24 protein-coding genes are annotated in these 25339 nt (G+C 69.0%); 13 read left to right on the top strand and 11 right to left on the bottom strand.

Annotated features, from left to right (window positions below):
• Positions 1–151: 151 nt before the first annotated feature.
• The 6 genes from IEY36_RS07180 to tpiA form a co-directional block, all read right to left on the bottom strand.
• Entirely contained in the window at positions 152–451 is a 300-nt protein-coding gene (locus IEY36_RS07180) for a hypothetical protein (RefSeq protein WP_188966270.1), read from the bottom strand.
• A 267-nt stretch (positions 452–718) separates the two neighbouring features.
• The gene (locus IEY36_RS07175; RefSeq protein ID WP_188966269.1) at positions 719–961 is read right to left on the bottom strand and encodes a hypothetical protein; all 243 of its coding nucleotides are present in this window, start codon (positions 959–961) and stop codon (positions 719–721) included.
• 41 nt (positions 962–1002) lie between these two features.
• The gene (gene kdsA, locus IEY36_RS07170) at positions 1003–1824 is read right to left on the bottom strand and encodes a 3-deoxy-8-phosphooctulonate synthase (RefSeq protein WP_188966268.1); all 822 of its coding nucleotides are present in this window, start codon (positions 1822–1824) and stop codon (positions 1003–1005) included.
• Positions 1825–2279: 455 nt separating this feature from the next.
• Positions 2280–3914 carry a CTP synthase gene (locus IEY36_RS07165; protein ID WP_188966267.1) on the bottom strand — a complete coding sequence of 545 codons (1635 nt, stop codon included), beginning with the start codon at positions 3912–3914 and terminating at the stop codon, positions 2280–2282.
• Between the two features lie 927 nt (positions 3915–4841).
• Complete coding sequence (secG, locus tag IEY36_RS07160) at positions 4842–5165, bottom strand: preprotein translocase subunit SecG (protein ID WP_188966266.1); 324 nt, start codon at positions 5163–5165, stop codon at positions 4842–4844.
• 36 nt (positions 5166–5201) lie between these two features.
• Positions 5202–5921 (bottom strand): triose-phosphate isomerase, encoded by a 720-nt coding sequence (tpiA, locus tag IEY36_RS07155; RefSeq protein WP_188966636.1) that lies wholly within the window; start codon positions 5919–5921, stop codon positions 5202–5204.
• A gap of 314 nt (positions 5922–6235) precedes the next feature.
• On the opposite strand from tpiA, the gene IEY36_RS07150 reads away from it, so the two are divergent.
• From IEY36_RS07150 to IEY36_RS07130, 5 genes are all read left to right on the top strand, one after another.
• Positions 6236–7159 carry an ABC transporter ATP-binding protein gene (locus IEY36_RS07150; RefSeq protein WP_188966265.1) on the top strand — a complete coding sequence of 308 codons (924 nt, stop codon included), beginning with the start codon at positions 6236–6238 and terminating at the stop codon, positions 7157–7159.
• Positions 7159–7929, top strand: a complete 771-nt coding sequence (locus IEY36_RS07145; RefSeq protein WP_188966264.1) for an ABC transporter permease — start codon at positions 7159–7161, stop codon at positions 7927–7929. The genes IEY36_RS07150 and IEY36_RS07145 overlap by 1 nt, the downstream gene beginning before the upstream one ends.
• A 400-nt stretch (positions 7930–8329) precedes the next feature.
• On the top strand, positions 8330–10222 hold the full coding sequence (locus IEY36_RS07140) for a peptidylprolyl isomerase (RefSeq protein ID WP_188966263.1): 1893 nt from the start codon (positions 8330–8332) through the stop codon (positions 10220–10222).
• Entirely contained in the window at positions 10219–11733 is a 1515-nt protein-coding gene (gene trpE, locus IEY36_RS07135) for an anthranilate synthase component I (protein ID WP_188966262.1), read from the top strand. The genes IEY36_RS07140 and trpE overlap by 4 nt, the downstream gene beginning before the upstream one ends.
• Positions 11714–12811, top strand: a complete 1098-nt coding sequence (locus tag IEY36_RS07130; protein ID WP_188966261.1) for a tetratricopeptide repeat protein — start codon at positions 11714–11716, stop codon at positions 12809–12811. Before trpE ends, IEY36_RS07130 begins: the two co-directional genes overlap by 20 nt.
• A 31-nt stretch (positions 12812–12842) precedes the next feature.
• Here IEY36_RS07130 and IEY36_RS07125 read toward each other — a convergent pair whose 3' ends face one another.
• From IEY36_RS07125 to IEY36_RS07115, 3 genes are read right to left on the bottom strand one after another with little or no spacing between them, the layout of a single operon-like run.
• On the bottom strand, positions 12843–13043 hold the full coding sequence (locus IEY36_RS07125; RefSeq protein ID WP_188966260.1) for a hypothetical protein: 201 nt from the start codon (positions 13041–13043) through the stop codon (positions 12843–12845).
• The gene (locus IEY36_RS07120; RefSeq protein WP_188966259.1) at positions 13040–14242 is read right to left on the bottom strand and encodes a mandelate racemase/muconate lactonizing enzyme family protein; all 1203 of its coding nucleotides are present in this window, start codon (positions 14240–14242) and stop codon (positions 13040–13042) included. Before IEY36_RS07120 ends, IEY36_RS07125 begins: the two co-directional genes overlap by 4 nt.
• On the bottom strand, positions 14239–15243 hold the full coding sequence (locus IEY36_RS07115) for a Bug family tripartite tricarboxylate transporter substrate binding protein (RefSeq protein WP_188966258.1): 1005 nt from the start codon (positions 15241–15243) through the stop codon (positions 14239–14241). The genes IEY36_RS07120 and IEY36_RS07115 overlap by 4 nt, the downstream gene beginning before the upstream one ends.
• 202 nt (positions 15244–15445) lie before the next feature.
• On the opposite strand from IEY36_RS07115, the gene IEY36_RS07110 reads away from it, so the two are divergent.
• The 8 genes from IEY36_RS07110 to IEY36_RS07075 all read left to right on the top strand — a co-directional run bounded on the left by IEY36_RS07110 (position 15446) and on the right by IEY36_RS07075 (position 22903).
• Complete coding sequence (locus IEY36_RS07110; RefSeq protein ID WP_188966257.1) at positions 15446–16045, top strand: anthranilate synthase component II; 600 nt, start codon at positions 15446–15448, stop codon at positions 16043–16045.
• A 4-nt stretch (positions 16046–16049) separates the two neighbouring features.
• Positions 16050–17075 (top strand): anthranilate phosphoribosyltransferase, encoded by a 1026-nt coding sequence (gene trpD / locus IEY36_RS07105; protein ID WP_188966256.1) that lies wholly within the window; start codon positions 16050–16052, stop codon positions 17073–17075.
• The gene (gene trpC / locus IEY36_RS07100; protein ID WP_188966255.1) at positions 17072–17911 is read left to right on the top strand and encodes an indole-3-glycerol phosphate synthase TrpC; all 840 of its coding nucleotides are present in this window, start codon (positions 17072–17074) and stop codon (positions 17909–17911) included. Before trpD ends, trpC begins: the two co-directional genes overlap by 4 nt.
• An 8-nt stretch (positions 17912–17919) precedes the next feature.
• Positions 17920–18390 (top strand): cyclic pyranopterin monophosphate synthase MoaC, encoded by a 471-nt coding sequence (gene moaC / locus IEY36_RS07095; protein WP_188966254.1) that lies wholly within the window; start codon positions 17920–17922, stop codon positions 18388–18390.
• A gap of 1 nt (position 18391) precedes the next feature.
• Entirely contained in the window at positions 18392–19597 is a 1206-nt protein-coding gene (locus IEY36_RS07090) for a molybdopterin molybdotransferase MoeA (RefSeq protein ID WP_188966635.1), read from the top strand.
• Between the two features lie 385 nt (positions 19598–19982).
• Positions 19983–20423, top strand: a complete 441-nt coding sequence (locus tag IEY36_RS07085; protein WP_188966253.1) for a hypothetical protein — start codon at positions 19983–19985, stop codon at positions 20421–20423.
• 14 nt (positions 20424–20437) lie between these two features.
• Positions 20438–20593 (top strand): hypothetical protein, encoded by a 156-nt coding sequence (locus tag IEY36_RS07080; RefSeq protein WP_188966252.1) that lies wholly within the window; start codon positions 20438–20440, stop codon positions 20591–20593.
• A gap of 465 nt (positions 20594–21058) precedes the next feature.
• Positions 21059–22903, top strand: a complete 1845-nt coding sequence (locus IEY36_RS07075; protein ID WP_188966251.1) for a RiPP maturation radical SAM C-methyltransferase — start codon at positions 21059–21061, stop codon at positions 22901–22903.
• On the opposite strand, the gene IEY36_RS07070 is transcribed toward IEY36_RS07075, so the two are convergent.
• Together IEY36_RS07070 and cysS are read right to left on the bottom strand one after the other, a co-directional pair.
• Positions 22900–23763, bottom strand: a complete 864-nt coding sequence (locus IEY36_RS07070) for an RNA methyltransferase (RefSeq protein WP_188966250.1) — start codon at positions 23761–23763, stop codon at positions 22900–22902. The two genes, IEY36_RS07075 and IEY36_RS07070, sit on opposite strands and share 4 nt — an antisense overlap.
• Positions 23764–23770: 7 nt before the next feature.
• Complete coding sequence (gene cysS / locus IEY36_RS07065) at positions 23771–25195, bottom strand: cysteine--tRNA ligase (protein ID WP_188966249.1); 1425 nt, start codon at positions 25193–25195, stop codon at positions 23771–23773.
• Positions 25196–25339: the final 144 nt, after the last annotated feature.

Here is a 25339-nt window from a genome sequence, read left to right as displayed (position 1 = left end):
TGCGGCGGCTTGGCTTGCGCGCCATGCACGGGCGCGTTGGGGGCGACGGACCCCCTGGGCGTGGTCGTGATGTGCGCTCCCGGTCCAATGCACGGCATCGGGCCGTAGGCGGTGGTTTCGGACCTCAGGCGCTGGCGGCGGTGCGCTGGTTCTACGCCCGCGCTTTCCGCCGCAGGTCGCGCTGGAACGCCAGGCTCAACCCCTGACGGTCGCAGGGCTGGACCAGGCGCGGCGGCATGCCGGTGACGTCCGGCAGGTCCGAGGTGCGCGGGCGGGAAAAGCCGGCGAGGCGGATGTCGAGGCCCTCCGTGCCGCGGTTGCGCAGCACGCAGCCCCATTCGCCGGCCATCGCCATCCGCAGCGGGCCAGGATCGTCGCCCTTCAGACGGACATAGTCGCCGGGCTCGTATATCGGCACTGGCGTGCCATCACCGCGATAGCTGATGCGCATGCGACCCCGGATTCGATCGAATGGCCGGCAATATCGAGGCGCGCGGATGAAGGAAGGTTTTATGTCAGCGGCACGAGGGCCTGGCTCGTGCCGAAGCCGCCGATGCGGCCCGCCGGCAATCCGGCGAAAGCCAGATGAGCCGGGGGTTTGCGCGTTACGCCGAAGGCGTGCCGCTGGCACCACGCGTCCGAGGGCCTCATGACGCGGATAGCAGCGGTCGAACATTCGGCCGTTGGCATTGTGCCGATGGGCCGATGCCGGCCGGCGTCAGCCGCCATCGCCCGGCCGGCGCGCCGCCCAGAACATCCAGGCGATCCAGCCGATGCCGCCGACCACCGCGACATGCGCGCCGAGCACGGCCAGCACCGTCTCCCAATGCCAGCCGGCGAGTTGCAGCACCTTGTAGGCGGCCGGCAGCGAGAACCACAGCAGGGCCGCGAGGATCAGCACCAGGAGCGCCGCCGGGATGGGCCGGCGCGGCATGGGGGGCAGGCCGGGTGGGCGGGTCATTCGCCGGCGCCATCGCTGCCGCAGGCCGGGCGCCACACGGCTCAGCCCGCCTTTGCGAGCGCGTCGAAGGCCTTGAGCCGGGCGATCAGCGCCGGCATCTGGCGCAGCGGGATCATGTTCGGGCCGTCGGATGGCGCGTGGTCGGGGTCCTCATGCGTCTCGATGAAGACCGCGGCGACGCCGACCGCCACGGCGGCGCGGGCCATCACTGGGGCGTATTCGCGCTGGCCGCCCGAGGAGGTGCCCTGCCCGCCCGGCTGCTGCACCGCATGGGTCGCGTCCATCACCACCGGGTAGCCGGTCTCGGCCATGATCGGCAGGGAACGCATGTCGGCGACCAGCGTGTTGTAGCCGAAGGAGGCACCGCGCTCGCACAGCAGGATGTTGTGGTTGCCGGTGGAGGCGATCTTCGCGGCGACATTCTTCATGTCCCACGGCGCGAGGAACTGGCCCTTCTTCACGTTGATCGCGCGGCCGGTTTCACCGGCGGCGAGCAGCAGGTCGGTCTGGCGGCAGAGAAAGGCGGGGATCTGCAGGACATCCACCGCCTCGGCCGCGGGGGCGCAATGGTCGGGGAGGTGGACATCGGTCAGCGTCGGCAGGCCGGTCTTTTCGCGGACCTCGGCCAGGATGGCGAGGCCCTCGGTCATGCCGATGCCGCGCGCGGTGTTGACCGAGGTGCGATTGGCCTTGTCGTATGATGATTTGTAGATCATCGGCACGCCGGCGGCCTTGGCCATCTCGGCCAGGGCGGCGGCGGTCTCCAGCGCATGGGCGCGGCTTTCGATCTGGCAGGGGCCGGAGATGAAGACCAGCGGCAGGTCGTTGCCGATGGTGACGGGGCCGATGGTGACGTGACGCATTGCTCGCTCCGGAGGCGCCGCCAGGGCAGAGGCCCGCAGCGCCATTTTAGGATTTTAGGATTTTACTTTTTTATTCCTGGGCCGGCACGCAGGCGCGATACGGCGGATTTCTTGATTTTATTCCTATAGCCCAACCCCTGCCCCGCGGCAAGTGACGGTTGGAAGGGCGCAGCACGGGTGACCGGAGAAGGAAGGCTGGAGGGGCGCCGCCCCTCCAAGCCACCCCGCCAAAGTGCAGTGCACTTTGGAATGCCGTCGTTTGGCTCTGGGCGTGGAACGCATACTGTCTCCGCGGCGCGCGCTCTGGGCGCAAGAGCGTGCCCCGGCGACTTTCCTGACCGTGGCGCGTGGCGCCCAGTATCGGTTTCCAAAGGCCCTTAGGCCTTTGGTGTGGAGAGCACGAGAGGGGCGACGCCCCTCGCGCTCCCACCGGTCAAGCTCAAGGGCCGCCGGTATCAGACTAGCCGAGCCTGCTTCACCGCCGCGCCGACGAAGCCAGCGAAGAGTGGGTGGGGCTTGAACGGCTTGGACTTCAGTTCCGGGTGGTACTGCACGCCGATGAACCAGGGATGGTCCGGATATTCGACAATTTCGGGCAGCACGCCGTCGGGCGACATGCCGGAGAAGCGCAGCCCGACGCCCTCGAGGCGGTCCTTGTAGGCGACGTTCACCTCGTAGCGGTGGCGGTGGCGTTCCTCGATGGTGCCGGCACCGTCATAGACCTCGCGCACCAGGGAGCCGTCGGCGAGCACCGCCGGATAGGCACCGAGGCGCATCGTGCCGCCGAGGTCGCCGGCGGCGGCGCGCTTTTCGATCTCATTGCCGCGCAGCCATTCGGTCAGCAGCCCGACCACCGGCTCGTTGCAAGGGCCGAACTCGGTGGAGGAGGCGCCCTTGATATCGAGCAGGTTCCGCGCCGCCTCGATCACCGCCATCTGCATGCCGAAGCAGATGCCGAAGAAGGGGATCTTGCGTTCGCGAGCGAAGCGGACGGCTTCGATCTTGCCCTCGGTTCCGCGTTCCCCGAAGCCGCCGGGGACGAGGATGCCGTTGACCTTTTCGAGCCGGTCGACGGCCTCGGCGTCGTTCTCGAAGATCTGGCTGTCCACCCAGTCGAGGTTGACCTTGACGTTGTGGGCGATGCCGCCATGCGTCAGCGCCTCGGCCAGCGACTTATAGGCGTCGAGCAGGTTGGTGTATTTGCCGACGACGGCGATGGTGACCTCGCCTTCCGGCTCCTTCACCGCATGAACGATGTCTTCCCACCTCTTCATGTTGGGCTCGCCATAGGCGGACATGCCGAACAGGCGCAGCACTTCCTGGTCGAGCCCCTCGCGGTGATACATCAGCGGCACCTCGTAGATGGTGCTGGCATCGAGCGCGGGGATGACGCTTTCGGGGCGGACGTTGCAGAACAGCGCGATCTTGCGCCGCTCATTCTCCGGAATCGGGCGGTCCGAGCGGCAGAGCAGGATCTGCGGCTGGATGCCGAGGCCGAGCAGTTCCTTGACCGAATGCTGGGTCGGCTTGGTCTTCAGCTCGCCGGCCGAGGCGATGTAGGGCACCAGCGTCAGGTGCATGAACAGGCTGCGCTGCGGGCCGAGTTCATTGGCCAGCTGGCGCATGGCTTCGAGGAAGGGCAGGCTTTCGATGTCGCCGACGGTGCCGCCGATCTCGACCAGCACGAAGTCATAGCCGTCGGTTTCGGCCTGGATGACTTCCTTGATCTTGTCAGTGATGTGCGGGATCACCTGGACGGTGCCACCGAGGTAGTCGCCACGCCGCTCGGCCGCGATCACATCCGAATAGATGCGTCCCGTTGTCCAGTTGTCGGGCTTGCGCGCCGCGACTCCGGTGAAGCGTTCGTAGTGACCGAGGTCGAGGTCGGTCTCGGCACCGTCATCGGTGACGTAGACCTCGCCGTGCTGATACGGGGACATCGTGCCCGGATCATAGTTGAGGTAGGGGTCCAGCTTGCGCAGCCGAACCTTGTAGCCGCGTGCCTGAAGCAACGCGCCGAGGGAGGCGGAAGCGATACCCTTGCCAAGCGAGGAGACCACGCCGCCGGTGATGAATACGAACCGGGCCATGGGCCGGCTACATAGCCGGGTGAGCGCGTCGGGGCTAGGCGCGCATCGCGGTCCATCGAGCGTGACGGCCATGCGTGGTGCGGCGGCGTGGGACTCGCAGGCGTTACGCACAGGAGCACGACAAATTGCCTTGGCTATCGCGTCGAAGGCGAATCGATCACTTGCCTTCTAATCATTCTTTGGTGCTGAATTCCGCATAGAGCTATCTTGAAACAGATGTGAGCCGATGCAGATGAGCGCGCAGAACAAAGGGATCTTCAATTTTCTGCCCTGTAGAATTTTTGCCTGCAGTCTCTCAATACTCGTTATTTTCTTCACAACACCAGCTATATCGCAAAGTTCCCCAAGAAATACGTCTGATGCACCAGTATTTGCCACAGACCCGTGCGGATTTCGACGCATAAATCCATGGCATGTCTATTATCCGGAGAATAGCACCGAAATTCCTGATTCATTCATTTTAACCGGCCGATGGGACAGAATTATCGAATCCGCTCGATCCAGCGAAGGACCAATACTGATTGAAGGAAGCATGGATATTGCGGAATCTCAAGTTAACGGGCTGCAGTCTATTGCATCTGCCCGTGTCGAGTATGCACGAAATTTATTGATTAGAAATGGGATTCCGCCTCAATCTATATGGACTCGTGTTTTGCCTCCATCAAATTCAAGCAATCAATCAGATACTTTTCTTCTCCGAAAAGTAGAAATTTCTGTCGTATTCGCAGTTAGCGAGTGTATGTCGGGATTGCGTCACGTGTTTCTGGAGTGGATTCAGGAAAATTGTTTGGACTTCACGCAAATAGGCAAGCAACCGCAATGCCGCCTTGCGTTCGAACGGCTAAGGCAAATGTCGTAAATACCGACACGCCGGCATTCTAAATACTGGAAACACGGCGACTAACCCGGCGCCGCCGATTCAGCGCTTTAGTTGTTCGGCACGGCCGGCAGCGCCGGGACCGCGGGTGCGGCCGGGGCGGACGCCGGGGCCGGCGTGTCGAGGATCGAGCGCGACTGCATCGAGGCGCCGCGGTTGAGCAGCGCCAGCGACAGCGCCAGCACGAAGAAGGCGGTGCCGAGGATCGCCGTGCCGCGCGTCAGCAGGTTGGCCGTGCCGCGCCCGCCCATGAAAGAGCCCATCCCCTGGGAGGAGCCGATGCCCAACCCGCCGCCCTCACTGCGCTGCAGCAGCACGAGGCCGATCAGGGTGAGGGTCACGAACAGGTGGAGGACGAGCAGGACGGTGGTCATGGTGGCGCGCTTCTACAGCAAGGCGGGGCCGGCGGGCTACCCCGCCGCGCGGGCAATGGCGAGGAAATCCTCGGCGACCAGGCTGGCGCCGCCGACCAGGGCGCCGTCGACATGCGGCAGGGCCAGGATGGCCGCCGCATTGCCCGGCTTGACCGAGCCGCCATAGAGCAGCCGGGTGGTGGCGCCGGCGGCCTGGCGCAGGGCGGCATGGATGGCGGCAATGTCGGCCTCGGTCGGCGTCTTGCCGGTGCCGATGGCCCAGACGGGTTCATAGGCGACGACGCCGTCCGCTTCGGCGAAACCATCGGGCAGGCTGCCGGAGAGCTGGGCGCGGACCACGGACTCTGCCTCCCCGGCCTCACGCTGGGCGAGGGTTTCGCCGACGCAGATGATGGGCGTCAGGCCATGGGCGATGGCGGTGGCGGCCTTGGCCTTCACCACCGCGTCGGTCTCGCCATGGTCGGCGCGGCGTTCGGAATGGCCGAGGATGACGTAGGTCGCGCCGCAATCACGCAGCATCGGGGCGGCAACGTCGCCGGTATGCGCACCCTGGACCACCAGGTGGCAATCCTGGGCGCCGATCGCGATGGGCTGGCCAAGCAGGCTCATCGCGATCGCCTGGATATAGGGAAAGGGCGGGCAGATCAGGAGTTCGGCGTTCAGGCCATCGGCGCCGGCGCGGATGGCCTCGGCCAGCGCCACGGAGGCGCGCAGCGTGCCATGCATCTTCCAGTTCCCGGCGATCAGCGGGCGCAGTCCAGGCGTCACGATGGCGTCTCCCCCTCGGCATTCGACGTTTCGGTTAGCGTGAGGGGGAATGCGCTGTCTATGGGGGGCTTCGGCGGGACTGTCGTGGCGGTGGGCGCGCGGTGGTTGCGCCGGGCGGGAGGTGCATCAAATGAAAGCGCGCAGCGATTGCGACGGTGGGCGGGGCACCTCATGTGCCGGGGCTCGTTCATCCACAGCCGCCTTCGCGACACGCGTCATCGACATCGCCGCCGCCGAGCCATGCTGCCGCCGTGACGCGTCGGCCGGCGATGGGTGTGCGGCGTCCATCAAAAGTAGAGGCAATGCCCCCAATTCTCTCCATTTCCGGTGTTGAAAAACATTATGATTCAGGGCTCACCGCGCTGGGCGGCGTCGATCTGGCGGTCCGGCGGGGCGAGATCTTCGCGCTGCTCGGCCCGAACGGGGCCGGCAAGACGACGCTGATCAGCATCGTCTGCGGGACCGTTACCATGTCGGCCGGGACAGTCCTCGTCGCCGGTCGTAACATCGTGACGGATTTCCGCGCGACACGCTCGACCATCGGCCTCGTCCCGCAGGAGATCGCGCTCGATATCTTCTCGACCGTCTGGAACACGGTGCAATTCAGCCGCGGGCTGTTCGGGCGCGCACCGGACCCGGCCTATATCGAGCAGCTGCTGCGCGACCTGTCGCTGTGGGACAAGCGGCACAGCAAGACCATCGAGCTGTCGGGCGGGATGAAGCGGCGGGTGATGATCGCCAAGGCGCTCAGCCACGAGCCCGAATTGCTGTTCCTCGACGAGCCGACCGCCGGGGTGGACGTCAATCTGCGCCGCGACATGTGGGCGCTGGTGCGCCGCCTGCGCGACCGGGGCGTCACGATCGTGCTGACCACTCATTACATTGAGGAGGCCGAGGAGATGGCGGACCGCGTCGGGGTCATCGACAAGGGGCGCATCCTGCTGGTCGAGGATACCGCCGCGCTGATGGAGAAGATGGGCAAGCGGCGGCTGATGCTGGAGCTGCAGCAGCCGATGGCGGCGATACCGGCCGAATTGCAGGGTTGGCCGCTGGAGCTGCAGTCGGATGGGCAGCGGATGGTTTTCACCTTCGACGCCCATGGCGAAGGCACGGGCATCGCGGCGCTGTTGAAGCGGCTGGGCGAGTTGGGGATCGACATCAAGGATCTGGAGACGACCCGGAGTTCGCTAGAGGACATCTTCGTCAGCCTGGTGGAGCGCGGCTGATGCGCGGGATCAATCTCCACGGGATCTGGGCGATCTACCGCACCGAAATGCAGCGCGCGCTGCGGACGGTCTGGCAGAGCATCGCCACGCCGGTGATCACCACGGCGCTGTATTTCGTCGTGTTCGGGGCGGCGATCGGCTCGCACATGCAGCAGATGGGCGGCGTCGACTACGGGGCCTTCATCGTGCCGGGGCTGATGATGCTGACGATCCTGACGCAGAGCATCTCGAATGCGTCGATCGCCATCTATTTCCCGAAATTCACCGGCACGCTGTTTGAGATATTGTCCGCGCCGCTGTCGGCCTTCGAGGCAGTGGTGGCCTATGTCGGGGCGGCGGCGACAAAGTCGATCGGCATCGGGCTGATCATCCTGGTGACGGCGACCTTCTTCGTGGATCTCGAGATCCGCCATCCGTTCTGGATGCTGGGGTTCCTGGCGATCACCTCGGTCGCGTTCAGCCTGTTCGGCTTCATCATCGGCATCTGGGCGAAGAGCTTCGAGCAGTTGGCGATCATTCCGTCGCTGGTGGTGACGCCGCTGACCTTCCTGGGTGGGGCCTTCTACTCGATCGACATGCTGGCGCAGCCGTGGCGGACGATCAGCCTGTTCAACCCGGTGGTCTACCTGGTCAGCGGGTTCCGCTGGAGCTTCCATGGCGTCGGGGATGTCAGCGTGGCGGCCAGCCTCGCCTTCATGACGGGGTTCATGGCGATCTGCCTGGCCATATTGTGGTGGATGTTCCGCACCGGGTACCGCCTGAAGCCGTAGTGACGCCGGAATCGGCGCCTCCACGATGTGGCGGCGCGCGACGTCGGAAGGGGCGTTGCCCCTTCGACCCACCTCACCGCGGGACGCCATTGGCATCGCGAAACGCCGCCAATGGATGCCCTTGGCCCTCGGCTCGTGGCCCTTGGGCGATTGGCATGATGCCCAGGGTCGGTGCCAAGCCCCACTGCCCTTCCCGACGCGCCGTGGGCTCCGGGGAACAAGCCCCCGCGCCCGACACCTGGTATCGGTTTCCAAAGGCCTCGGGCCTTTGGTCGGGGAGGTCCGGAGGGGGCAAAGCCCTCTCCCGTCCCACCGCTGGCCAGCATAAGCCCGGCGCGTCAGGGGCCAAAGCGCCCCCCGCCCCTTCCGTCCGGCCCCCTGCCCGGCTAATCACGCGCCCATGCTCACCGCGATGCGCCGCCTGGCCGGCACCTGGTTCGCCAGGCTCCTCTTCCTGCTCCTCATCGGTTCCTTCGCCATCTGGGGGATCGAGGACGTCGTGCGCAATTTCGGCCGCGATTCCGCCGTGGTCCGGGTCGGTGACAGCGCGATCGAGCTGCCCGAGGCCCAGGCCGCCGCGCGGCGGGAGATGACGCGCATCGCCCGCCAGCTCGGCAACCGCTTCGAGCCGGACGAGAACATCCGCCGCGCCGTGGGGGCGACCGCGCTCGAACGGCTGATCGCCGAACGCGTGCTGCGCAACGAGGCGAAGCACCTGGGCATCGTCGCGCCGGCCGATGTGGTGCGCGACGCGGTCTTCGCCATTCCCGGGCTGCGCGGGCCCGATGGGCAGTTCTCGCGCCAGACCTTCGACGGCTTCCTGCGCGCCAATGAGCTGACCGAGGCGCAGTTCCTCCAGGCCGTGGCCGATGACGTGCTGCGCCAGCAGATCGCCGGCGCGATACGGGCGGGCTCGGCGGCGCCGGATGCGATGGTCGCGCCGCTGGTCGCCTGGGCGTTGCAGCGGCGCACCGCCGAGGTGGTGCGCGTCGCCCGCGACGCCATGCCGGAACCCGAGGCACCGACCGAGGCCCAGCTGCGGCGGTATGAGGAGAACAACCCGGAGCGCTTCTCCTCCCCCGCCTACCGGGAGAGTTCGGTGCTGATTCTGTCGCCCGAGACGCTATCGGGCGAGATCGAGGTGAGCGACGCCGATCTGCAGCAGGCCTATGAGGCGCGCCGGGCGCAGTTCGAGACACCGGAGCGGCGCGCCCTGGAACAGGCGGTGGTGCCCTCCGAGGACGCGGCGAAGGCCATTGCCGAGGCCTGGCGCGGCGGGGCGGACCTCGCGGCGATCGAGGCGCAGGCGCGCGCGGCGGATGGCGGGGCGGCCGATCTCGGCCTGCTCGACCGCGCAGCACTGCCGATCGCCGATGTCGCGGCCGCAGCGTTTGCCGCCGCCCCCGGCGCGGTGACCGACCCGGTGCGCAGCGCCTTCGGCTGGCATGTGCTGAAGGTCGAGCGCGTTGAGCCGGCGGCCACGCGCACGCTCGACCAGGTGCGCGACCAGCTGCGGCGGGACGTGGCGCATGATCGTGCGCTCGACATGGCCTATGAGCGGGCCAATCGCGTCGAGGATGCGCTGGCCGGCGGGGCGACGCTGGCCGAGGTGGCGCAGCGCTTCTCGCTGCCGATCGTCTCGGCGACGCTGGATGCGACCGGGCATGACCAGGCCGATGCCGAGGTGGCGCTGCCGGTGGCCGCCGCCCAGCGGGCCGAGTTGCTGCGGGCGATCTTCGCCGCGCGGCAGGGCGATGCGCCGCGCATGACCGAGATGGGCGACGCCTTTGTCGCCATCGAGATCCGCGGCGTGGTGCCGCGGGCGCTGCGGCCCTTCGAGACGGTCGAGGCGGCGGTGCGCGAGGCCTATGTCGCCGATGCGCGGCGGCGCGAGGCGGAGGCGCGGGCAGCGGCGCTGCTCGCGGCCATCCGCGGCGGCAAGAGCGTGGCCGAGGCGGCCGGCGAGGCCGGGCTGACGGTGCAGACGATCGGCCCCTTCACCCGCGACCCGGCCCAGGCCGGCGAGTTGCCGACGGAACTGGTCGCTCCGCTGTTCGAGGCCAAGCAGGGCGATGCGACCATGGTCGAGACCCGCGACGGCTTCGCCGTGGCGCGGCTGACGGAGATCATCCCCTTCGACCCGGCCAGCGATGCGAATGCGATGGCGCGGGTGCGGACGGGCATCGAGCAGTCGATGCAGGATGAGTTGGAGGCGCAGTTCTCCAACGCGCTGCGCGGGCGGGCGAATGTGCGGGTGAATACCGACATGCTGAACCAGGTGACCGGGCCATGAGCGGGACGGATTTCGCCAAGGCGCGCGCGGCGCTGGAGGCCGGCCACGGCACGGTGCTGGTGCGCGAGCGGGTGGCCGACCTCGACACCCCGGTCGGCGCCTTCCTGAAGCTGACCGGCGGGGCGCAGGCCAATGCCTTCCTGCTGGAGTCGATCGAGGGCGGGGCGGCGCGCGGGCGGTATTCGGGCATCGGCCTGGCGCCGGACCTGGTTTGGCGCTGCCGGGGCGGCAAGGCGGAGATCAACCGCCATGCGCTGTCGGCCCCGCATGCCTTCGTGCCGGAGGATGGACCGGCGCTCGACAGCCTGCGCCGGGTGATCGCCGCCGCGCGGATGCCCGTGCCGGCAGGCCTGCCGCCGATGGCCGCCGGGCTGTTCGGCTATCTCGGCTACGACATGGTGCGGCTGATCGAGAAGCTGCCCGAGACCAACCCCGATGTGCTTGGCATTCCCGATGCGGTGCTGACGCGGCCGACGCTGATGGCGGTGTTCGACCATGTGCGCGACACGCTGACGCTGTGCGCGCCGGTGTGGCCGGGCGGCGAACCCGGCGCGGCGCTGGAAGCGGCGGAGGCGCGGCTGGATGAGGCGGAGGCGGCACTCGACCGGCCGGTGCCGCGCGCCGCGCCGCCGGCGGTGCTGCCGCAGCTTGGCCAGCCCGACAGCAACTTCACCGAGGCGAGCTTCATCGCGGCGGTGGAGAAGGCCAAGGAATACATCCGCGCCGGCGACGTGTTCCAAGTGGTGCCGTCACAGCGATTCTCGGTGCCCTTCGGGCTGCCGCCCTTCTCGCTGTATCGCGCGCTGCGGCGGATCAATCCCGCGCCCTTCCTGGTGTTCGGGGATTTCGGCGGGTTCTCGGTGGTGGCGGCCAGCCCGGAGATCTTGGTGCGCTGCCGCGACAACACGGTGACGGTGCGGCCGCTGGCCGGTACGCGGCGCCGGGGCGCCACGCCCGAGGAGGACCGCGCGCTCGAGATCGAGTTGCTGGCCGACCCGAAGGAACGCGCGGAGCATCTGATGCTGCTCGATCTTGGGCGCAACGATGTCGGGCGGGTCGCGGCGATCGGCTCGGTGAAGGTGACCGCGCAGTTCCAGGTCGAGCGGTATTCGCAGGTGATGCATATCGGCTCGGAGGTGCAGGGGCGGCTGCGGGATGGACTCGATGCGCTCGATGCCTATTGCGCGGGCTTCCCGGCGGGGACGCTGACCGGGGCGCCGAAGATCCGGGCGATGGAGATCATCGAGGAGCTGGAGCCGTCGCGGCGCGGGCTTTATGCCGGCGGGATCGGGTATTTCGGCGCCGATGGCGGCATGGATACCTGCATCGCGCTGCGCACCGCCCTGGTGAAGGACGGCGTGATGCATGTCCAGGCGGGGGCCGGCGTCGTCGCCGATTCCGACCCGAAGTCGGAATATGAGGAGACGAAGCAGAAGGCGCGGGCGTTGTTCCGCGCGGCGGAGGAAGCGGTGCGCTTCGCCGCCGGGCGGCGTGAGCGCGGCAATAGCTGACCTTGCCGCCCTGCTCGCGCTGATCGAGGCGGCCCGCGCGGAGGGGCGCCCCACGGAGGCCGCCGCAGCGCTGCGCAACCTCGCCGCCCTGGTGCCGGGCGATACCACGGTGCGGGCCGCCCTCGCCCGCGCGCTGTTCCAGGCCGGGCAGTGGAACGAGGCCTGGGACACCTATGAGGTCCGCTTCGAGATCATGCCCGCCGCCTTCCCCAGGGTGACGCGGCCGGGGCCGGAGGGGCCGGTGCCGATACCGGCTTGGCGCGGCGAGGGCCGACCGGATGCCGTGCTGGTGATGGGCGAACAGGGGCTCGGCGACACCATCCAGTTCGCACGCTATCTGCCGCTGCTGGTGGCGCGCGGCATCCGCGTGCATGCGGTGCTCGACCCGCGGCTGCACAAGCTGCTCGCGCCGCTGGCCGAGGGGCTCGACCTGCGGTCCAGCACCGCGCCCGGCAGCGTGCCGGGGGTGAAGGCCTGGCTGCCGTTGCTGAACCTGCCGCGCGCGCTGGGGCTGACGGCGCAGCAGTATCGCGGGCGGGTGCCCTATCTGGCGGTGGAGCCCGAGCGGCTAGCGCGGCTGCGGGCGCGGATCGGCGAGCACGGCCTGCGCATCGGCATCGTCTGGCAGGGCAATCCGGCAGCGCCGGTGGATGCCAACCGTTCGGTGCCGCTGGCCGCCTTCGCGCCGATCGCGGCGGCGCCGGGGGTGCGGCTGTTCTCCTTGCAGAAGGGGCCGGGGGAAGAACAGCAGGCGCCCTTCCCGCTCGACCGATTGGGGCCGGAACTGGATGGCGGGCCGGATTGGTTCCTCGATACAGCGGCAGCGATCGAGGCGCTGGACCTGGTGGTCACGGTCGATACCGCCGTGCTGCATCTGGCCGGCGCGCTGGGGCGGCCGGCGCTGATGCTGACCCACGGCCAGCATGTCGATTGGCGCTGGCTGAACGCGGTGGAGGTGCCGGTCTGGTACCCGTCCGTGCGGCTGGTGCGCTGCCCGGACGGGACGGCGGATTGGGCGCAGGCGGCGGCGCGGGCCGCCTTCCTGATTCGTACGGGGAATGTGCCGCCGGCGGCGTGACGGGCCGGTGCCGAACCCGTCAGTCGCAGGCTCAGCCGCCGAGCAGGGGCAGGATCGACATCAGGCTTGACGCGAACCAGGCCACCGCAACGGCCAGCGCCAGCCAGATCATGCCGGTGCCGAGCAGGGCCAGCCGGCGCGCGCCCCAGTGCCGCAGCGTGAGCCCGCCCAGCATCAGCACCGCCAGCACCAGGGGCGGTGCCAGCGACAGATGCGGCACGGCCTCGATCACCGGCCGCTGCTGCGCAGAATCGCGTCCTCCCGCTGCGCGACGGCCGGCAGCAGCATCGCCCCCAGGCCCGGGCCTTCCATCGGCAGCACCCAGCCCTGTTCGACGCGCGGCAGCACCGTCACCAGGTCGCGATACCAGGTGGCGAGGGTCGCCCGCACGACTTCCTGGAACATCGCGGTGGGGGCGTGCATGGCCAGGTGGACCGAGGCGATCAGGGTGATCGGCCCGGTGCAGTCATGCGGGGCGACCGGCCGCGCCCAGGCCTCGGCGAGGGCGGCGATCTTGCGCGCCTCGGTCAGACCGCCGCACCAGGCGAGGTCGAGCATGACGATATCCGTCGCGCCGGCCACCAGCAGGTCGCGGAAGGCGACCTTGCCGCCCAGCGTCTCGGACGCACAAATCGGCACGCGCACGGCGCGGCGCAGTTCGGCGAGCGAGGCCACGTCGTCCATCTTGGCGATCGGGTCTTCCGCCCAGGTGATGTTGAACTCCTCCAGCGCGCGGCAGATCGACAGCGCGGCGGGGTAGGACCACAGCGAATGGAGCTCGGCCATGATCTCCATACGCTCGCCGACCGCGCGGCGGATCTTGGCGAAGGGCTCCAGACCCTTCTTGAGGTCCGCGAGCGTGATGGACACGCCCTGCGTCGCCGGGGCGTAGATGTCGAAGGGCCAGATCTTCATGGCGTTGAAGCCCTCCGACAGCAGGCTTTCGGCAAGCTGGCCGGCGTCGCGCATGAAGGCGACCTGGTCGTCATAGGGGCCGCGCGCCTCGTCGGTGGCGCCGATGTCGCGGCGCTGCGCGGATTTCGTGTTGTAGTCGTAGCCGGCGCAGGTGTTGTAGCTGCGCACCTTGTCGCGCGACTTGCCGCCGAGGGCCTCATGCACCGGGATGCCGTGGCGCTGGCCCTTGAGGTCCCACAGGGCGATGTCGATGGCCGATGCCGCGCGGACCTCGGCCGAGGAACCACCGAAGCCGACATAGGGGGTGAGCAGCGCGCGGGAGATCGGCTCGATGTCCCGGGAGTCGCGGCCGATCAGCATGGGCGCGACGCTCTCGTGGATGACGGCCTCGACCGCCGCGGCACCGCGGAAGGCCTCGCCGAGGCCGGTCAGGCCCTCATCCGTGGTGACCTCCACCCAGATCAGGTTCGGCCGTTCGCCGATGCGGATAGTGCGGATGGAAGTGATGCGGCTCATTCGGCGCGGATTCCTTGCTTGCGGACGACCTCGGCCCAGCGGGCGGCCTCGGCGCGGACATGGGCGCCCATCTGGTCGGGCGTGCCGCCGAGCGGCGTGGCACCTAGCTCGGCCATGCGGGCGCGCACGGTCGGGTCCTGGAGAGCGCGACCGAAGGCAGTGTTGAGGGCGGCGATGGCCGCCGGCGGCGTGCGGGCGGGCGCCATGAAGCCGAACCATGAATCGATCGCCATGCCCGGCACGCCCTGTTCGGCGAAGGTTGGCACGTCGGGCAGTTCGGGGATGCGCGTGTCGCTGACGGCGGCCATCGCGCGCACCGTGCCGCCACGGATATGCGGCAGGATCGAGGGCAGGTTGTCGAAGAACACATCGACGCGGCCGGCGACGAGGTCCGTTATCGCCGGGCCCGAGCCGCGATAGGGCACATGCGTCATCTCGATGCCGGTGATGGAGCGCAGCAACTCAGGCCCGAGGTGGTTGGAGGCGCCGACGCCGGAGGAGGCGAAGGTCAGCGGCTGGCTCCGCGCTAGGGCGATGAATTCTTGCACATTCCGGGCCGGCAGGTCCCGCCGCACCGTCATGACGTTGCGCACCGCGCCCGTCAGGATGACGGGGGCGAAGTCGTTGAGCAGGTCATAGCCCGGATTGGCATACAGCGCGGGGTTGGCGCCGCAGGGGCCGAAGGCGCATTGGATCAGCGTGGTGCCGTCGGCCGCGCCGCGCGCCGCCTCGACCATGCCGATATTGCCGCCGGCGCCGCCGCGGTTTTCCACCACCGCGCCGCGCGGCAGATGCGGCCCGGCGGCCTCGGCCAGGAGGCGCGCGACAATGTCGCTGGTGCCGCCCGGGGTGAACGGGACGATGATGCGGACCGGCCGGTCGGGAAGGTCGGCGGCGCTGGCCGGGCCGGCCCAGGCCAGCAGCGCGGCCAGGCCGAAGGCGAAGCGCGCCAGCCGCAGGCCGGTCGCGGGGCGCGAGGCGCCCGAGGGGTGCTGCGTCATAGTTTCCTCCCGCCGGTCATTCGCGGCCCGCATCCGTGCCGGCCGCCGCCTGGCGCTGCGCCGACGATACGCGATTCCCCACCATGCGCGAGGCCGCCCCTGCCCGGCCCGGTGTGGCGCCTCCGCCCCGCCGCGACCTCCGCGCCCGTCGCAGGGCAGCCGTCACTTGATTTCGTCGGCCAGCGGGGCCAACGATCCTCCCATGATCCTCCTGATCGACAACTACGACAGCTTCACCTTCAACCTCTTCCACTTCCTCGGCGACCTCGGCGCCCAGGTGGAAGTGCGGCGCAATGACGCGATCGACCCGCAGGGGGTGCTCGCGATGAAGCCGGAGGCCGTGGTGCTCTCGCCTGGCCCCTGCACGCCGAACGAGGCCGGCATCTGCCTGCCGCTGATCGGCCTCGCCGCCGAAGTGCGGCTGCCGGTGCTCGGCGTCTGCCTTGGCCACCAGGCCATCGGGCAGGCGTTTGGCGGCCAGGTGGTGCGCGCGCCGGAACCTGTGCATGGCAAGGTCTGGCAGGTGCATCACGATGGGCGGGATGTGTTCGCCGGCATCCCCTCCCCCTTCTCGGCCACGCGGTACCATTCGCTGATCGTCGACCGGGCCAGCCTGCCCGACTGCCTCGACGTCACCGCCTGGACCGAGGACGGCATCGTGATGGGCGTGAAGCACAAGGAACTGCCGATTTCGGGCGTGCAGTTCCACCCGGAGAGCATCGCCTCCGAGCACGGGCACGACCTGCTGCGCAATTTCCTGACGCTTGCCGGCGCCCGCTTGGCGGCCCCCATCGCGGCCTGAGGCGATGTCGCTGAAACCGATCCTGGCGCGGCTGGCCAATGCCGAGCGCCTGGCTGAATCCGAAGCCGAGGAAGCCTTCGGCATCATCATGGGCGGCGAGGCCACCCCCGCGCAAATCGCCGGCCTGCTGATGGCCATGCGCGTGCGCGGCGAGACGGTGGCGGAGATGACCGGCGCCGTGCGAGCCATGCGCGCCCGCATGGTGGCCATCGAGGCGCCGCCCGGGGCGATGGACATCGTCGGCACCGGCGGTGATTCGGCCGGGACGCTGAACATCTCGACTACCACCGCCATGGTCGTGGCCGGGGCAGGCGTGCCGGTCGCCAAGCATGGCAATCGTGCGCTGTCGTCGAAATCCGGCGCGGCGGATGCCATCTCGGCGCTGGGCATTTCGCTCGATGTGCCGATCGACAGGCTGCCCGCGGTGCTGCGCGAGGCGGGCATGGTGTTCCTGATGGCGCCGCGTCACCACGCCTCGATGCGTCATGCCGCCGGGCCGCGCGTGGAACTCGGCACGCGGACCATCTTCAACCTGCTCGGCCCGCTGGCCAATCCGGCACGGGTGAAGCGGCAGATGACCGGCGCCTTCGCCCCGGAATGGCTGCGCCCGATGGCCGAGGCGCTCGGCCGGTTGGGGTCCGAGCGCGCCTGGCTGGTGCATGGCCAGGGGCTCGATGAACTGACGCTGGCCGGCGAAAGCCAGGTGGTCTCGCTGGAGGCCGACGGGTCGCTGCGCGAATTCACCGTCTCGCCGGAGGATGCCGGGCTGCCACGCGCGCCGGCCTCGGCGCTGAAAGGCGGCGACCCGGCGGAGAACGCGATCGCGTTGGAAGCCCTGCTGAACGGCGCACCCGGCGCCTATCGCGATGTGGTATTGTTGAATGCCGCCGCCGCGCTGATCGTCGCCGACCGGGCGTCCGATCTGCGCGAGGGCGCCGCCATCGCCGCCCGCGCCATAGACGACGGGGCGGCGCTTGGCGTACTGACCCGCCTCCGCGCCGCTTGCCCCCCCAAGGACGCCGCACCATGAACGCGCCCCTCGTCGTGACACCGCCGACCGATACCAGCTCCGTGCCCGATGTGCTGGTCCGCATCCTGGCCGACAAGGAGAAGGAGGTGGCCGAGCGCATGGCCGCCACCAGCCGGGCCGAGATCGAGAAGGCCGCGGCCAGCGCGCCCAAGCTGCGCGATTTCGTCGGCGCGCTGTGCACGCGCATCGGCGAGGGCCGCACCGGGCTGATCGCTGAGATCAAACGCGCCTCGCCCTCGGGCGGGCTGATCCGCGACCCCTTCGACCCGCCGGCGCTGGCCCGGGCCTATGAGGAGGGCGGGGCGGCCTGCCTGTCGATCCTGACCGACGGCCCGTATTTCCAGGGCAAGCGGGAAGACCTGGAGGCCGCCCGCGCCGCCTGTTCCCTGCCGGTGCTGCGCAAGGATTTCATGATCCATCCCTGGCAGGTCTTCGAGGCCCGCGCGATGGGGGCGGATGCGATCCTGCTGATCATGGCCGCGCTGACCGACGAACGGGCCAATGAGCTTGAAGACCTCGCGCTGTCGCTCGACATGGCGGTGCTGGCCGAGGTGCATGATCGGCGCGAACTGGACCGCGCGCTGGGGCTGCAGACGCGGCTGATCGGCATCAACAACCGCGACCTGCGCACGCTGCAGACCGACATCGCGACGACCGAGGCGCTGGCGCCGCTGGTGCCGGCCGACCGGCTGCCGGTGGCCGAAAGCGGCATCCGCACGCCGGCCGATGTGCGGCGCATGGCGATGGCCGGGGCGCATTGCATCCTGGTGGGCGAGCATCTGATGCGGCAGGAGGATGTGACCGCCGCCGCGCGCAGCCTGGTCGAGGCACGCTGAACGCCGCCATGGCGCTGACCCATTTCGACGCGGCCGGGCGGGCCGCCATGGTGGATGTCTCCGCCAAGGACGAGACATCGCGCACCGCGACGGCGCGCGGGCGGATCGTCATGCAGCCGGCGACGCTGGCGCTGATCCGCGAGGGGCGCGCCGGCAAGGGCGATGTGCTCGGGGTCGCGCGCATCGCCGGGATCATGGCGGCGAAGAAGACCTCCGAACTGATCCCGCTGTGCCATCCGCTGATGATCTCGAAGGTCACGGTGGACCTGGAGCCCGAGGGCGAGGATGCGGTCGCCATCGAGGCAACGGTGACGCTGAACGGGCGTACCGGGGTGGAGATGGAGGCGCTGACCGCCGTCACCGTCGCCGCGCTGACGGTCTATGACATGGTGAAAGCGGTCGATCGCGGCATGCGCATCGAGGATGTGCGGCTGGTCCACAAGGCGGGCGGGAAGTCGGGCGAATTCCATGGCGGATGACCTGCTGCCGGTCGATGAGGCGCGGGCGCGCATCCTGGCGGAGTTGACGCCGACCGCGGCGGAGACGGTGGCGCTGGCCGAGGGTGCCGGGCGGGTTCTGGCGCGCGGCGTGACGGCGCGGCTGACGCAGCCGCCGGCCGATGTCTCGGCGATGGACGGGTATGCGGTGCGCGCGATGGATTCGGCCGAGGGCGCGACGCTGGCGGTGGTCGGGACCGCGCCGGCCGGGCGGCCCTTCGGCGGGACGGTCGGGCCCGGCGAAGCGGTGCGGATCTTCACCGGCGGATTCGTGCCCGATGGTGCGGATGCGGTTCTGCTGCAGGAGGATGCTACGGCCTCCGACGGCACGGTGCGGGTGAACGAGACGGTCAAGGCCGGGCGGCATATCCGCCGGCGCGGGCTGGATTTCGCCGAAGGGGCCGAGGTGTTGCCAGCCGGGCGGAAGCTGACGGCGCGCGATATCGGGCTGGCGGCGGCGTCGAACAATCCGTGGTTGGCGGTGCATCGGCGGCCACGTATCGGGATTCTGGCGACGGGGGATGAGATCGCGCTGCCGGGGGACCCGATCCCGCCGGGGGGTATCGTATCGTCGAATGCGCATGCGCTGGCGGCGTTGGTGCGGGCCTCGGGTGGCGATGCGGTGGTATTGCCGATCGCGCCTGATGACACCCATGCGATCGCCGAGGTCGCTGCCACTGCCCATGCCTTCGACCTCCTGGTGACCACCGGCGGGGCCAGCGTGGGCGAGCATGACCTGATCCAGAAGGCGTTGGGGGGCGAGGGTTTCGCGCTCGGCTTCTGGAAGATCGCGATGCGGCCGGGCAAGCCGCTGATCTGGGGCCGGTTGGGGCGGACGCCGGTGCTGGGGCTGCCGGGCAACCCGGTCAGCGCGCTGGTGTGCGGCGTGGTGTTCCTGATCCCTGCCATCGCGACGCTGTCCGGGTTGCCGGGGGCGGCGGCGCCGACGCGGCGGGTGGTGACGGCGGTGGCATTGCCGGAGAATGACCGAAGGGCGGACCATCTGCGGGCGACGCTGTCGGTCGATGGCGACGGGCGGATGATGGCGACACCGGCGCAGGTGCAGGATTCCTCGATGCTGGCGACGCTGGCGCGGGCGGATGCGCTGGTGCTGCGGGCGCCCTTCGCGCCGGCGCTGCCGGCCGGGGCCGAGGTGGAGGCGGTCATGCTGGCGGAGCTGGGGGTTTAGCGCGGATTCGGGACGATGCGGCAGCAGGCGAGGCGTATTCCCGCCGGCCGGCCGCCCCTGGTGACGGGCGCGGCGATGTGCCTGACACGAAGAATGGTCCGGGCGCGATAGGCACTCGGCGGGCTCGCCAGGCTTGCGGGGGAGTGCGGCGGTTGCGCCGTCTGCGTCGGGCATGCCTTGGCGGTCATCGTCACGCCTTCGGGCGATTGCATCCGGACGCGATCTGTTCCACGCGGATGTGACGACTCTCGGGGGGTGGATCACCTGCCCGCCCCGGCCGGCGGTTCAATCTGACAGTGAAGCTGATGCGTGACACGCAGAGCGCCGATTCTCCAGGCAACAGCCAAGGTCGACTGCGCCGAACCCTCGGCGCCTGCGGACCTGGGTGCGCGAGAGTGAACTGCGCATCGCCATGCCGTTCCTGGCGCTGGAGACCACGGGCAGCCTGCCCGTCGTCGGCGCGGTGCTGACCGCCGTCGCCGTGGCGGGACTGCTGGTGCGACGGATGTTCGGCTATTCCTTCGCCACCTGGCGCTTTCACCTGCGTGGCGAGACGATCCGGTCGGCGCATGACATCGGGTGGCTGCGCGAGCTCACCGACGGCAGGATGATGCGGCGGGACGTGCGCACGGTACGGGACGACACGAAGCTCTCCTCCTTCCGGCGCGACTTCCCGCTCGGCTCGACCGAGCGCGTCGTGGCATTGGATCAGGCGGGCCGCTACGCCGGGCTGGTCACGTGGTCGAGGCGCACGCGCCGGAGGCGGCGTTCGACACTATCGCCCCGCTGCTGCGGAAGGCGGATCGCGCCTTGCTGCTCGCGATGAACGCGAAAGAGGCCATGGCCGTCTTCGAAGACGCGGAGGTCGAGGCGCTGGCAGTGATCGACGGGTCAGAGTCACGCCGCGTCATCGGGCTGCTGACGGCCAGCCACGTCCTGCGGCGCTACGGCGAGGAGATCGAGAAGCGGCGCCAGGAGGAAGTCGGGCTGGTATAGCGCATCGGTATGCGCCCTTGCGGGGAGCGCGGTCCGATGCCCTTCTGAAGGCGCCCTGGGCGCGTTCGGGCACCCGGTGCTGAGCGATGCGGCATTGCGACGCGTGGCGCTCGGACGGCCTGGCCAGAACGGATCGAGGGGCCGGGACGACCGCATCTTCGTCGAAGACATACTGTGGACCATGCGTCCAGGCACGCGATGGCATGACCTTCCGGACGTCTTCCGCGCGTGAGACGGCGCATTCCGACGCCAAGCCAGACGACCTCGGCGCGGTACGGAACACAAAAGAAAGATCGCCGTGAAGCCAGCGGTTGATTGACACGTCAGACTGATTCTGGTGCGACTGTTACCGAATTCCCCGTGAGATCACAGCAACGGTGGGCCGTCATGACGCTTGAAAGCTCCGCATCGCAAAGCGCCAGGACCGATCGGCAGCCCCCGCCGGTGTCCCAGGTCGTTCTCGTCATGATGCCGTTCGGACCGGTGAAGATGCCGTCACTGGGTCTGTCGATGTTGGCCCAGGTACTGCGCGATGCCGATATTTCCGTTCGCGTCGACTATCCGATCGTCGACTTCATGCGGAACTTGGGGGAGCGGGAGTTCGATCTGATCAACAACGCCTTCGGCAAGCTGTCGCTGGGCGAATGGCTGTTCTCGAGGCTTGTCGACCCGGTCGGCTCGACCGAGGATTTTCTGGAACTTGCGCAAAGCAGCATCCTTCCGCGTCAGGCCGCTGAACTGCGCCGCGTCGTGGAGGCGGCCCTGCCGGTCGCCGCCCGTCTCGTCGAGGAGACGGCCGCGCGCATCTGCCGGCTCAGTCCGCGGATCGTCGGCCTGAGCAGTTCGTTCCAGCAGCAGATGTCGTCGATCGCCCTGGCGACGCGGCTGCGCGAGCTGATGCCCGACCTGACGATCGTGATGGGCGGCGCCAATTGCAGCGCGCCCATGGGCGAGGCGATGTTCCGGGCCTATCCGGTGCTTGACGCCGTGCTCGTCGGGCCGGGCGAGATTGCCTTTCCGCGCCTGGTGCGCGCGATCCTCGACGGGCAGGGGGACATCCGCATTCCGGGCGTCCATTGGCGCAGGGCGGGCGCGGATGCGCTGCCGTTCCCGGACCCGGGCGTGGCGCCCGAGCCGACGATGGAAGACCTGCCCTACGCGTATTACGACGACTTCTACGAGATCTGGCCGATCGACAGCCCGCAGCGGCCGATGGTGCCGTTCGAGGGCTCGCGCGGGTGCTGGTGGGGGCAGAAGCAGCATTGCGTGTTCTGCTCGCTCAACCACGCCATGGAATACCGATCCAAGAGCCCGGAGCGCCTCTACCGGGAGATCGTCCATCTGAACGAGCGCTATCCGAATCTGCAGCTTTTCGCCACCGATGACATCCTCGACCAGCGAGTGATCGGCTCCATCACCAACCGGCTAGCCGCCCTGCCGGTGCGGCCGAAGCTGTATTATTCGGTGAAGTCGAATCTGCGGAAGGACCAGCTCCGGGCGCTCGCCGCGGCGGGTGTGAACGCGATCCAGCCGGGGGTGGAGAGCCTGGCCGATGAGGTACTGACGCTGATGCGCAAGGGCGTCACCGGCCTGCGCAATCTGCAGCTGCTGAAATGGTCGCGGGAACTCGACATCAAAGTGAGCTGGTCGATCCTCTATGGCTTCCCCTTCGACAAGGCGGAGTATTACGAGCGCATGCGGGCATGGCTGCCCAGCCTGACGCATCTGGTGCCGCCTCGCGGGATCACCGATGTGCGCATCCAGCGCTACAGCCCGCTGTATTCGCAGGCCGAGCATTTCGGCGTGAAGAACCTGCGACCGCGCCCGGTCTATGCGCTGATCCACAATGTCGATCGGGAGCTCATCGATCAGCTCGCCTATAATTTCGACTGGGACCCGCCGGAGGACCAGGCCAGCTATATCGAGCCGCTGCGCAAGGAGGTGTTCGCCTGGATGTCGGCGGCGAAGTCGAAGTCGCCGATCCTGGTCTATGTCGAGTCCGGCAGGGGGCTGGTGATCGGGGACACGCGGCCGGCGGCGGTGCGCTTCATCCATCATCTTGACGAGATCGAACGTGCCGTGTGCCTGACCTGCGACCAGGTGATGAAGCGCCACCAGATCGCCACCGCGGTGCAGAAGGCGGGGCATGCCATCGACGACGACGCGCTGGATGCGCTGCTCGCCAGGCTTGTCGAGGACCGGCTGCTGCTGCAGCACGACGACACTTTCCTGTTCCTGGCCTGCGAGCTTCAGGAAGGACCGATGCGGTCGAGCGAGGTCGTCCAGCGGGTGTTGGCCGAGGCCGGCTAGACCTCTGGGGGCGTAGGGCCTGGCACGGGGCGGAGCTCGTCGCCGGCCGCGTCCCGCCAGGGCGGTGTGACATCCGGCCGCCCGCGCCGCATCCGCCCGCGCGAGAGTTCCGTCACCACGCCATGCAGCGTGCGCAGTTCCTGCTCCGTGACTTCGCCACGCTGGAACCAGTGGCGCAGGTTGCGCACCATGCCCGGGCGCTTCTCGACATTGTCGAGGAAGCCCGTCGCGTCGAGCTCACCGACCAGGCGGTTGAGGAAGATCTCAAGCTCCCCCTTGGTCGCGACATGGGTCTCGTTGGTCATGAGGGCGCGCGGCGGGGTCGGCTCGGTCGCCGTCCACCATTCATAGGCGAGGATCATTACCGCCTGGGCAAGGTTGAGCGACATGTGCTCGGGGTTGAGCGGGTAGCGGACCAGCGTGTCGGCGCAGGCCATGTCCTCATTTTCGAGCCCGGCGCGTTCGGGGCCGAACAATACGGCGGAACGCAGGGAACGGGCGGCGAGGCCGCGCAGGTCCTCGGCCGCGGCGCGCGCCGTCAGCACGGGGATGACGATGTGGCGCGGGCGCGGACAGGTGGCGAGCACGCGATGGCAGTCGGCCACTGCGTCGGGGACGCTGTCGTAAACCGTTGCGGCGTCGAGAATGGCGTCCGCACCCGAGGCGGCGGGGTAGGCGTTGGGCTGCGGCCAGCCGTCGCGCGGGGCGACGATGCGCAAGTGGAAAAGCCCGCCATTGGCCATAGCGCGCGCCGTGGTGCCGATGTTCTGCGCCATTTGCGGGCGCACCAGCACCACGATCGGGCTTTCGCCGGCGGGTGGCGTCAGGCGCGCGCGGCCATCGGGGCGTCCGCCGGTCATCGGGTGATCAGGCCCGGTGCCAGGTGGTGCCGGCGGGGCCGTCCTCCAGCACGATGCCCTGGGCGGTGAGCTCGTCGCGGATGCGGTCGGCCTCGGCCCAGTTCTTCGACTTGCGGGCGGCGAGACGGGCGGCGATGGCGGCCTCGATGGCGGCACCATCGTCGCCGCCACCCTGGCGCCAGGCGGGTGGGTCGCCGGTAGCGACGCCGAGCACGGCGGCGGCCTCGCGGAAGGCGGCGGCGGCGACGCCCGGAGCGGGCGGGTTGGATAGGCCGGCGCGTTCCATCGCGACGGCGGGCGAACCGCCGACGGTGACGGCGTTTTCCAGCGTGCGCAGGTCGCGCAGGCGGGCGAGCGCGAGCGGGGTGTTCAGGTCGTCGAGCAAGGGCGCGATGGCCCAGTCGGCGAGCTGCGTCGCCGCCTTGCCGCCGGGCGCGGCCGGGGCGCGGGACAGCATGGCGTAGTGGTCGTCGAGCTCGGCCTTGGCCTCATGCAGCCCTTCGATCGTGAAGTCGAGCGACTGGCGGTAATGCGTGCGCAGCAGCAGCAGGCGGAAGGCCTCGCCGGCCCAGGGGCCCTCGGTGAGGATGTCGCGCACGGTGCGGAAATTGCCGAGCGACTTCGACATCTTCTCGCCGTCCACGAGCAGCATGCCGTTGTGCATCCAGTAATGCGCATAGCCATGGCCGGGGAAGGCGCAGGTGGATTGCGCGACCTCGTTCTCATGGTGCGGGAAGATCAGGTCGTGGCCGCCGCCATGAATGTCGAATTCCTCGCCCAGATGCTGCCAGGACATGGCGGAGCATTCGATGTGCCAGCCGGGGCGGCCGCGGCCCCAGGGGCTGTCCCAGCCAGGGGTGTTTTCGTCCGAGGGCTTCCACAGCACGAAGTCGCCGGCGTCGCGCTTGTAGGGAGCGACGTCCACGCGGGCGCCGGCGAGCAATTCGTCGGGCGCGCGGCCGGAGAGTTTGCCGTAGTCGGGGAAGGAGGGGACGGAGAAGAGGACATGGCCGTCGGCCGCATAGGCGTGGCCGCTGGCGATCAGGCGTTCGATCAGCGTGATCATCGCCGGGATGTGAGCGGTGGCGCGCGGTTCCACATCCGGCGGCAGAGCATTCAATGCGGCCATGTCGGCGTGAAAATCGGCGGTGGTGCGGGCGGTGATAGTGGCGATCGGCTCGCCGGACTCGCGGGACCGCGCGTTGATCTTGTCGTCCACGTCGGTGATGTTGCGGACATAGGTGACGCGCGGGTAAAGGCGGCGCAACAGGCGCGCCAGCACGTCGAACACCACCACCGGGCGCGCATTGCCCAGATGGGCCAGGTCATAGACCGTCGGACCGCAGACATAGAGCCGCACATGGCTGGGGTCGATCGGCACGAATTGGCGTTTCGTGCGCGCGGCGCTGTCGTGGATGGAAAGGTCGGTCATGATGGTCCGGCTGGTCGGGAGGGCGTCAGGCGGCAGGCGCACGGGGAAGGACCTTCCCCGGAAGGGCGGTTCAGCGACAGAGCGCGGACGCGATGGGCCTGGACGCGGACATGGGATGCTTTTTGCGCCGATCCGCCGCGCGGT

Source organism: Neoroseomonas lacus, from assembly GCF_014644535.1.
GTDB classification, from domain to species: Bacteria; Pseudomonadota; Alphaproteobacteria; order Acetobacterales; family Acetobacteraceae; genus Neoroseomonas; species Neoroseomonas lacus.
This window is presented reverse-complemented; position numbering and strand designations above follow the sequence as displayed.

Coding starts and splice junctions, on each gene's coding strand:
- IEY36_RS07180 (WP_188966270.1), bottom strand. CDS start 451: ATGCGCATCAGCTATCGCGGTGATGGCACGCCAGTGCCGATATACGAG.
- IEY36_RS07175 (WP_188966269.1), bottom strand. CDS start 961: ATGACCCGCCCACCCGGCCTGCCCCCCATGCCGCGCCGGCCCATCCCG.
- kdsA (WP_188966268.1), bottom strand. CDS start 1,824: ATGCGTCACGTCACCATCGGCCCCGTCACCATCGGCAACGACCTGCCG.
- IEY36_RS07165 (WP_188966267.1), bottom strand. CDS start 3,914: ATGGCCCGGTTCGTATTCATCACCGGCGGCGTGGTCTCCTCGCTTGGC.
- secG (WP_188966266.1), bottom strand. CDS start 5,165: ATGACCACCGTCCTGCTCGTCCTCCACCTGTTCGTGACCCTCACCCTG.
- IEY36_RS07150 (WP_188966265.1), top strand. CDS start 6,236: ATGCCCCCAATTCTCTCCATTTCCGGTGTTGAAAAACATTATGATTCA.
- IEY36_RS07145 (WP_188966264.1), top strand. CDS start 7,159: ATGCGCGGGATCAATCTCCACGGGATCTGGGCGATCTACCGCACCGAA.
- IEY36_RS07140 (WP_188966263.1), top strand. CDS start 8,330: ATGCTCACCGCGATGCGCCGCCTGGCCGGCACCTGGTTCGCCAGGCTC.
- trpE (WP_188966262.1), top strand. CDS start 10,219: ATGAGCGGGACGGATTTCGCCAAGGCGCGCGCGGCGCTGGAGGCCGGC.
- IEY36_RS07120 (WP_188966259.1), bottom strand. CDS start 14,242: ATGAGCCGCATCACTTCCATCCGCACTATCCGCATCGGCGAACGGCCG.
- IEY36_RS07115 (WP_188966258.1), bottom strand. CDS start 15,243: ATGACGCAGCACCCCTCGGGCGCCTCGCGCCCCGCGACCGGCCTGCGG.
- IEY36_RS07110 (WP_188966257.1), top strand. CDS start 15,446: ATGATCCTCCTGATCGACAACTACGACAGCTTCACCTTCAACCTCTTC.
- trpD (WP_188966256.1), top strand. CDS start 16,050: ATGTCGCTGAAACCGATCCTGGCGCGGCTGGCCAATGCCGAGCGCCTG.
- trpC (WP_188966255.1), top strand. CDS start 17,072: ATGAACGCGCCCCTCGTCGTGACACCGCCGACCGATACCAGCTCCGTG.
- moaC (WP_188966254.1), top strand. CDS start 17,920: ATGGCGCTGACCCATTTCGACGCGGCCGGGCGGGCCGCCATGGTGGAT.
- IEY36_RS07080 (WP_188966252.1), top strand. CDS start 20,438: ATGGCCGTCTTCGAAGACGCGGAGGTCGAGGCGCTGGCAGTGATCGAC.
- IEY36_RS07075 (WP_188966251.1), top strand. CDS start 21,059: ATGATGCCGTTCGGACCGGTGAAGATGCCGTCACTGGGTCTGTCGATG.
- IEY36_RS07070 (WP_188966250.1), bottom strand. CDS start 23,763: ATGACCGGCGGACGCCCCGATGGCCGCGCGCGCCTGACGCCACCCGCC.
- cysS (WP_188966249.1), bottom strand. CDS start 25,195: ATGACCGACCTTTCCATCCACGACAGCGCCGCGCGCACGAAACGCCAA.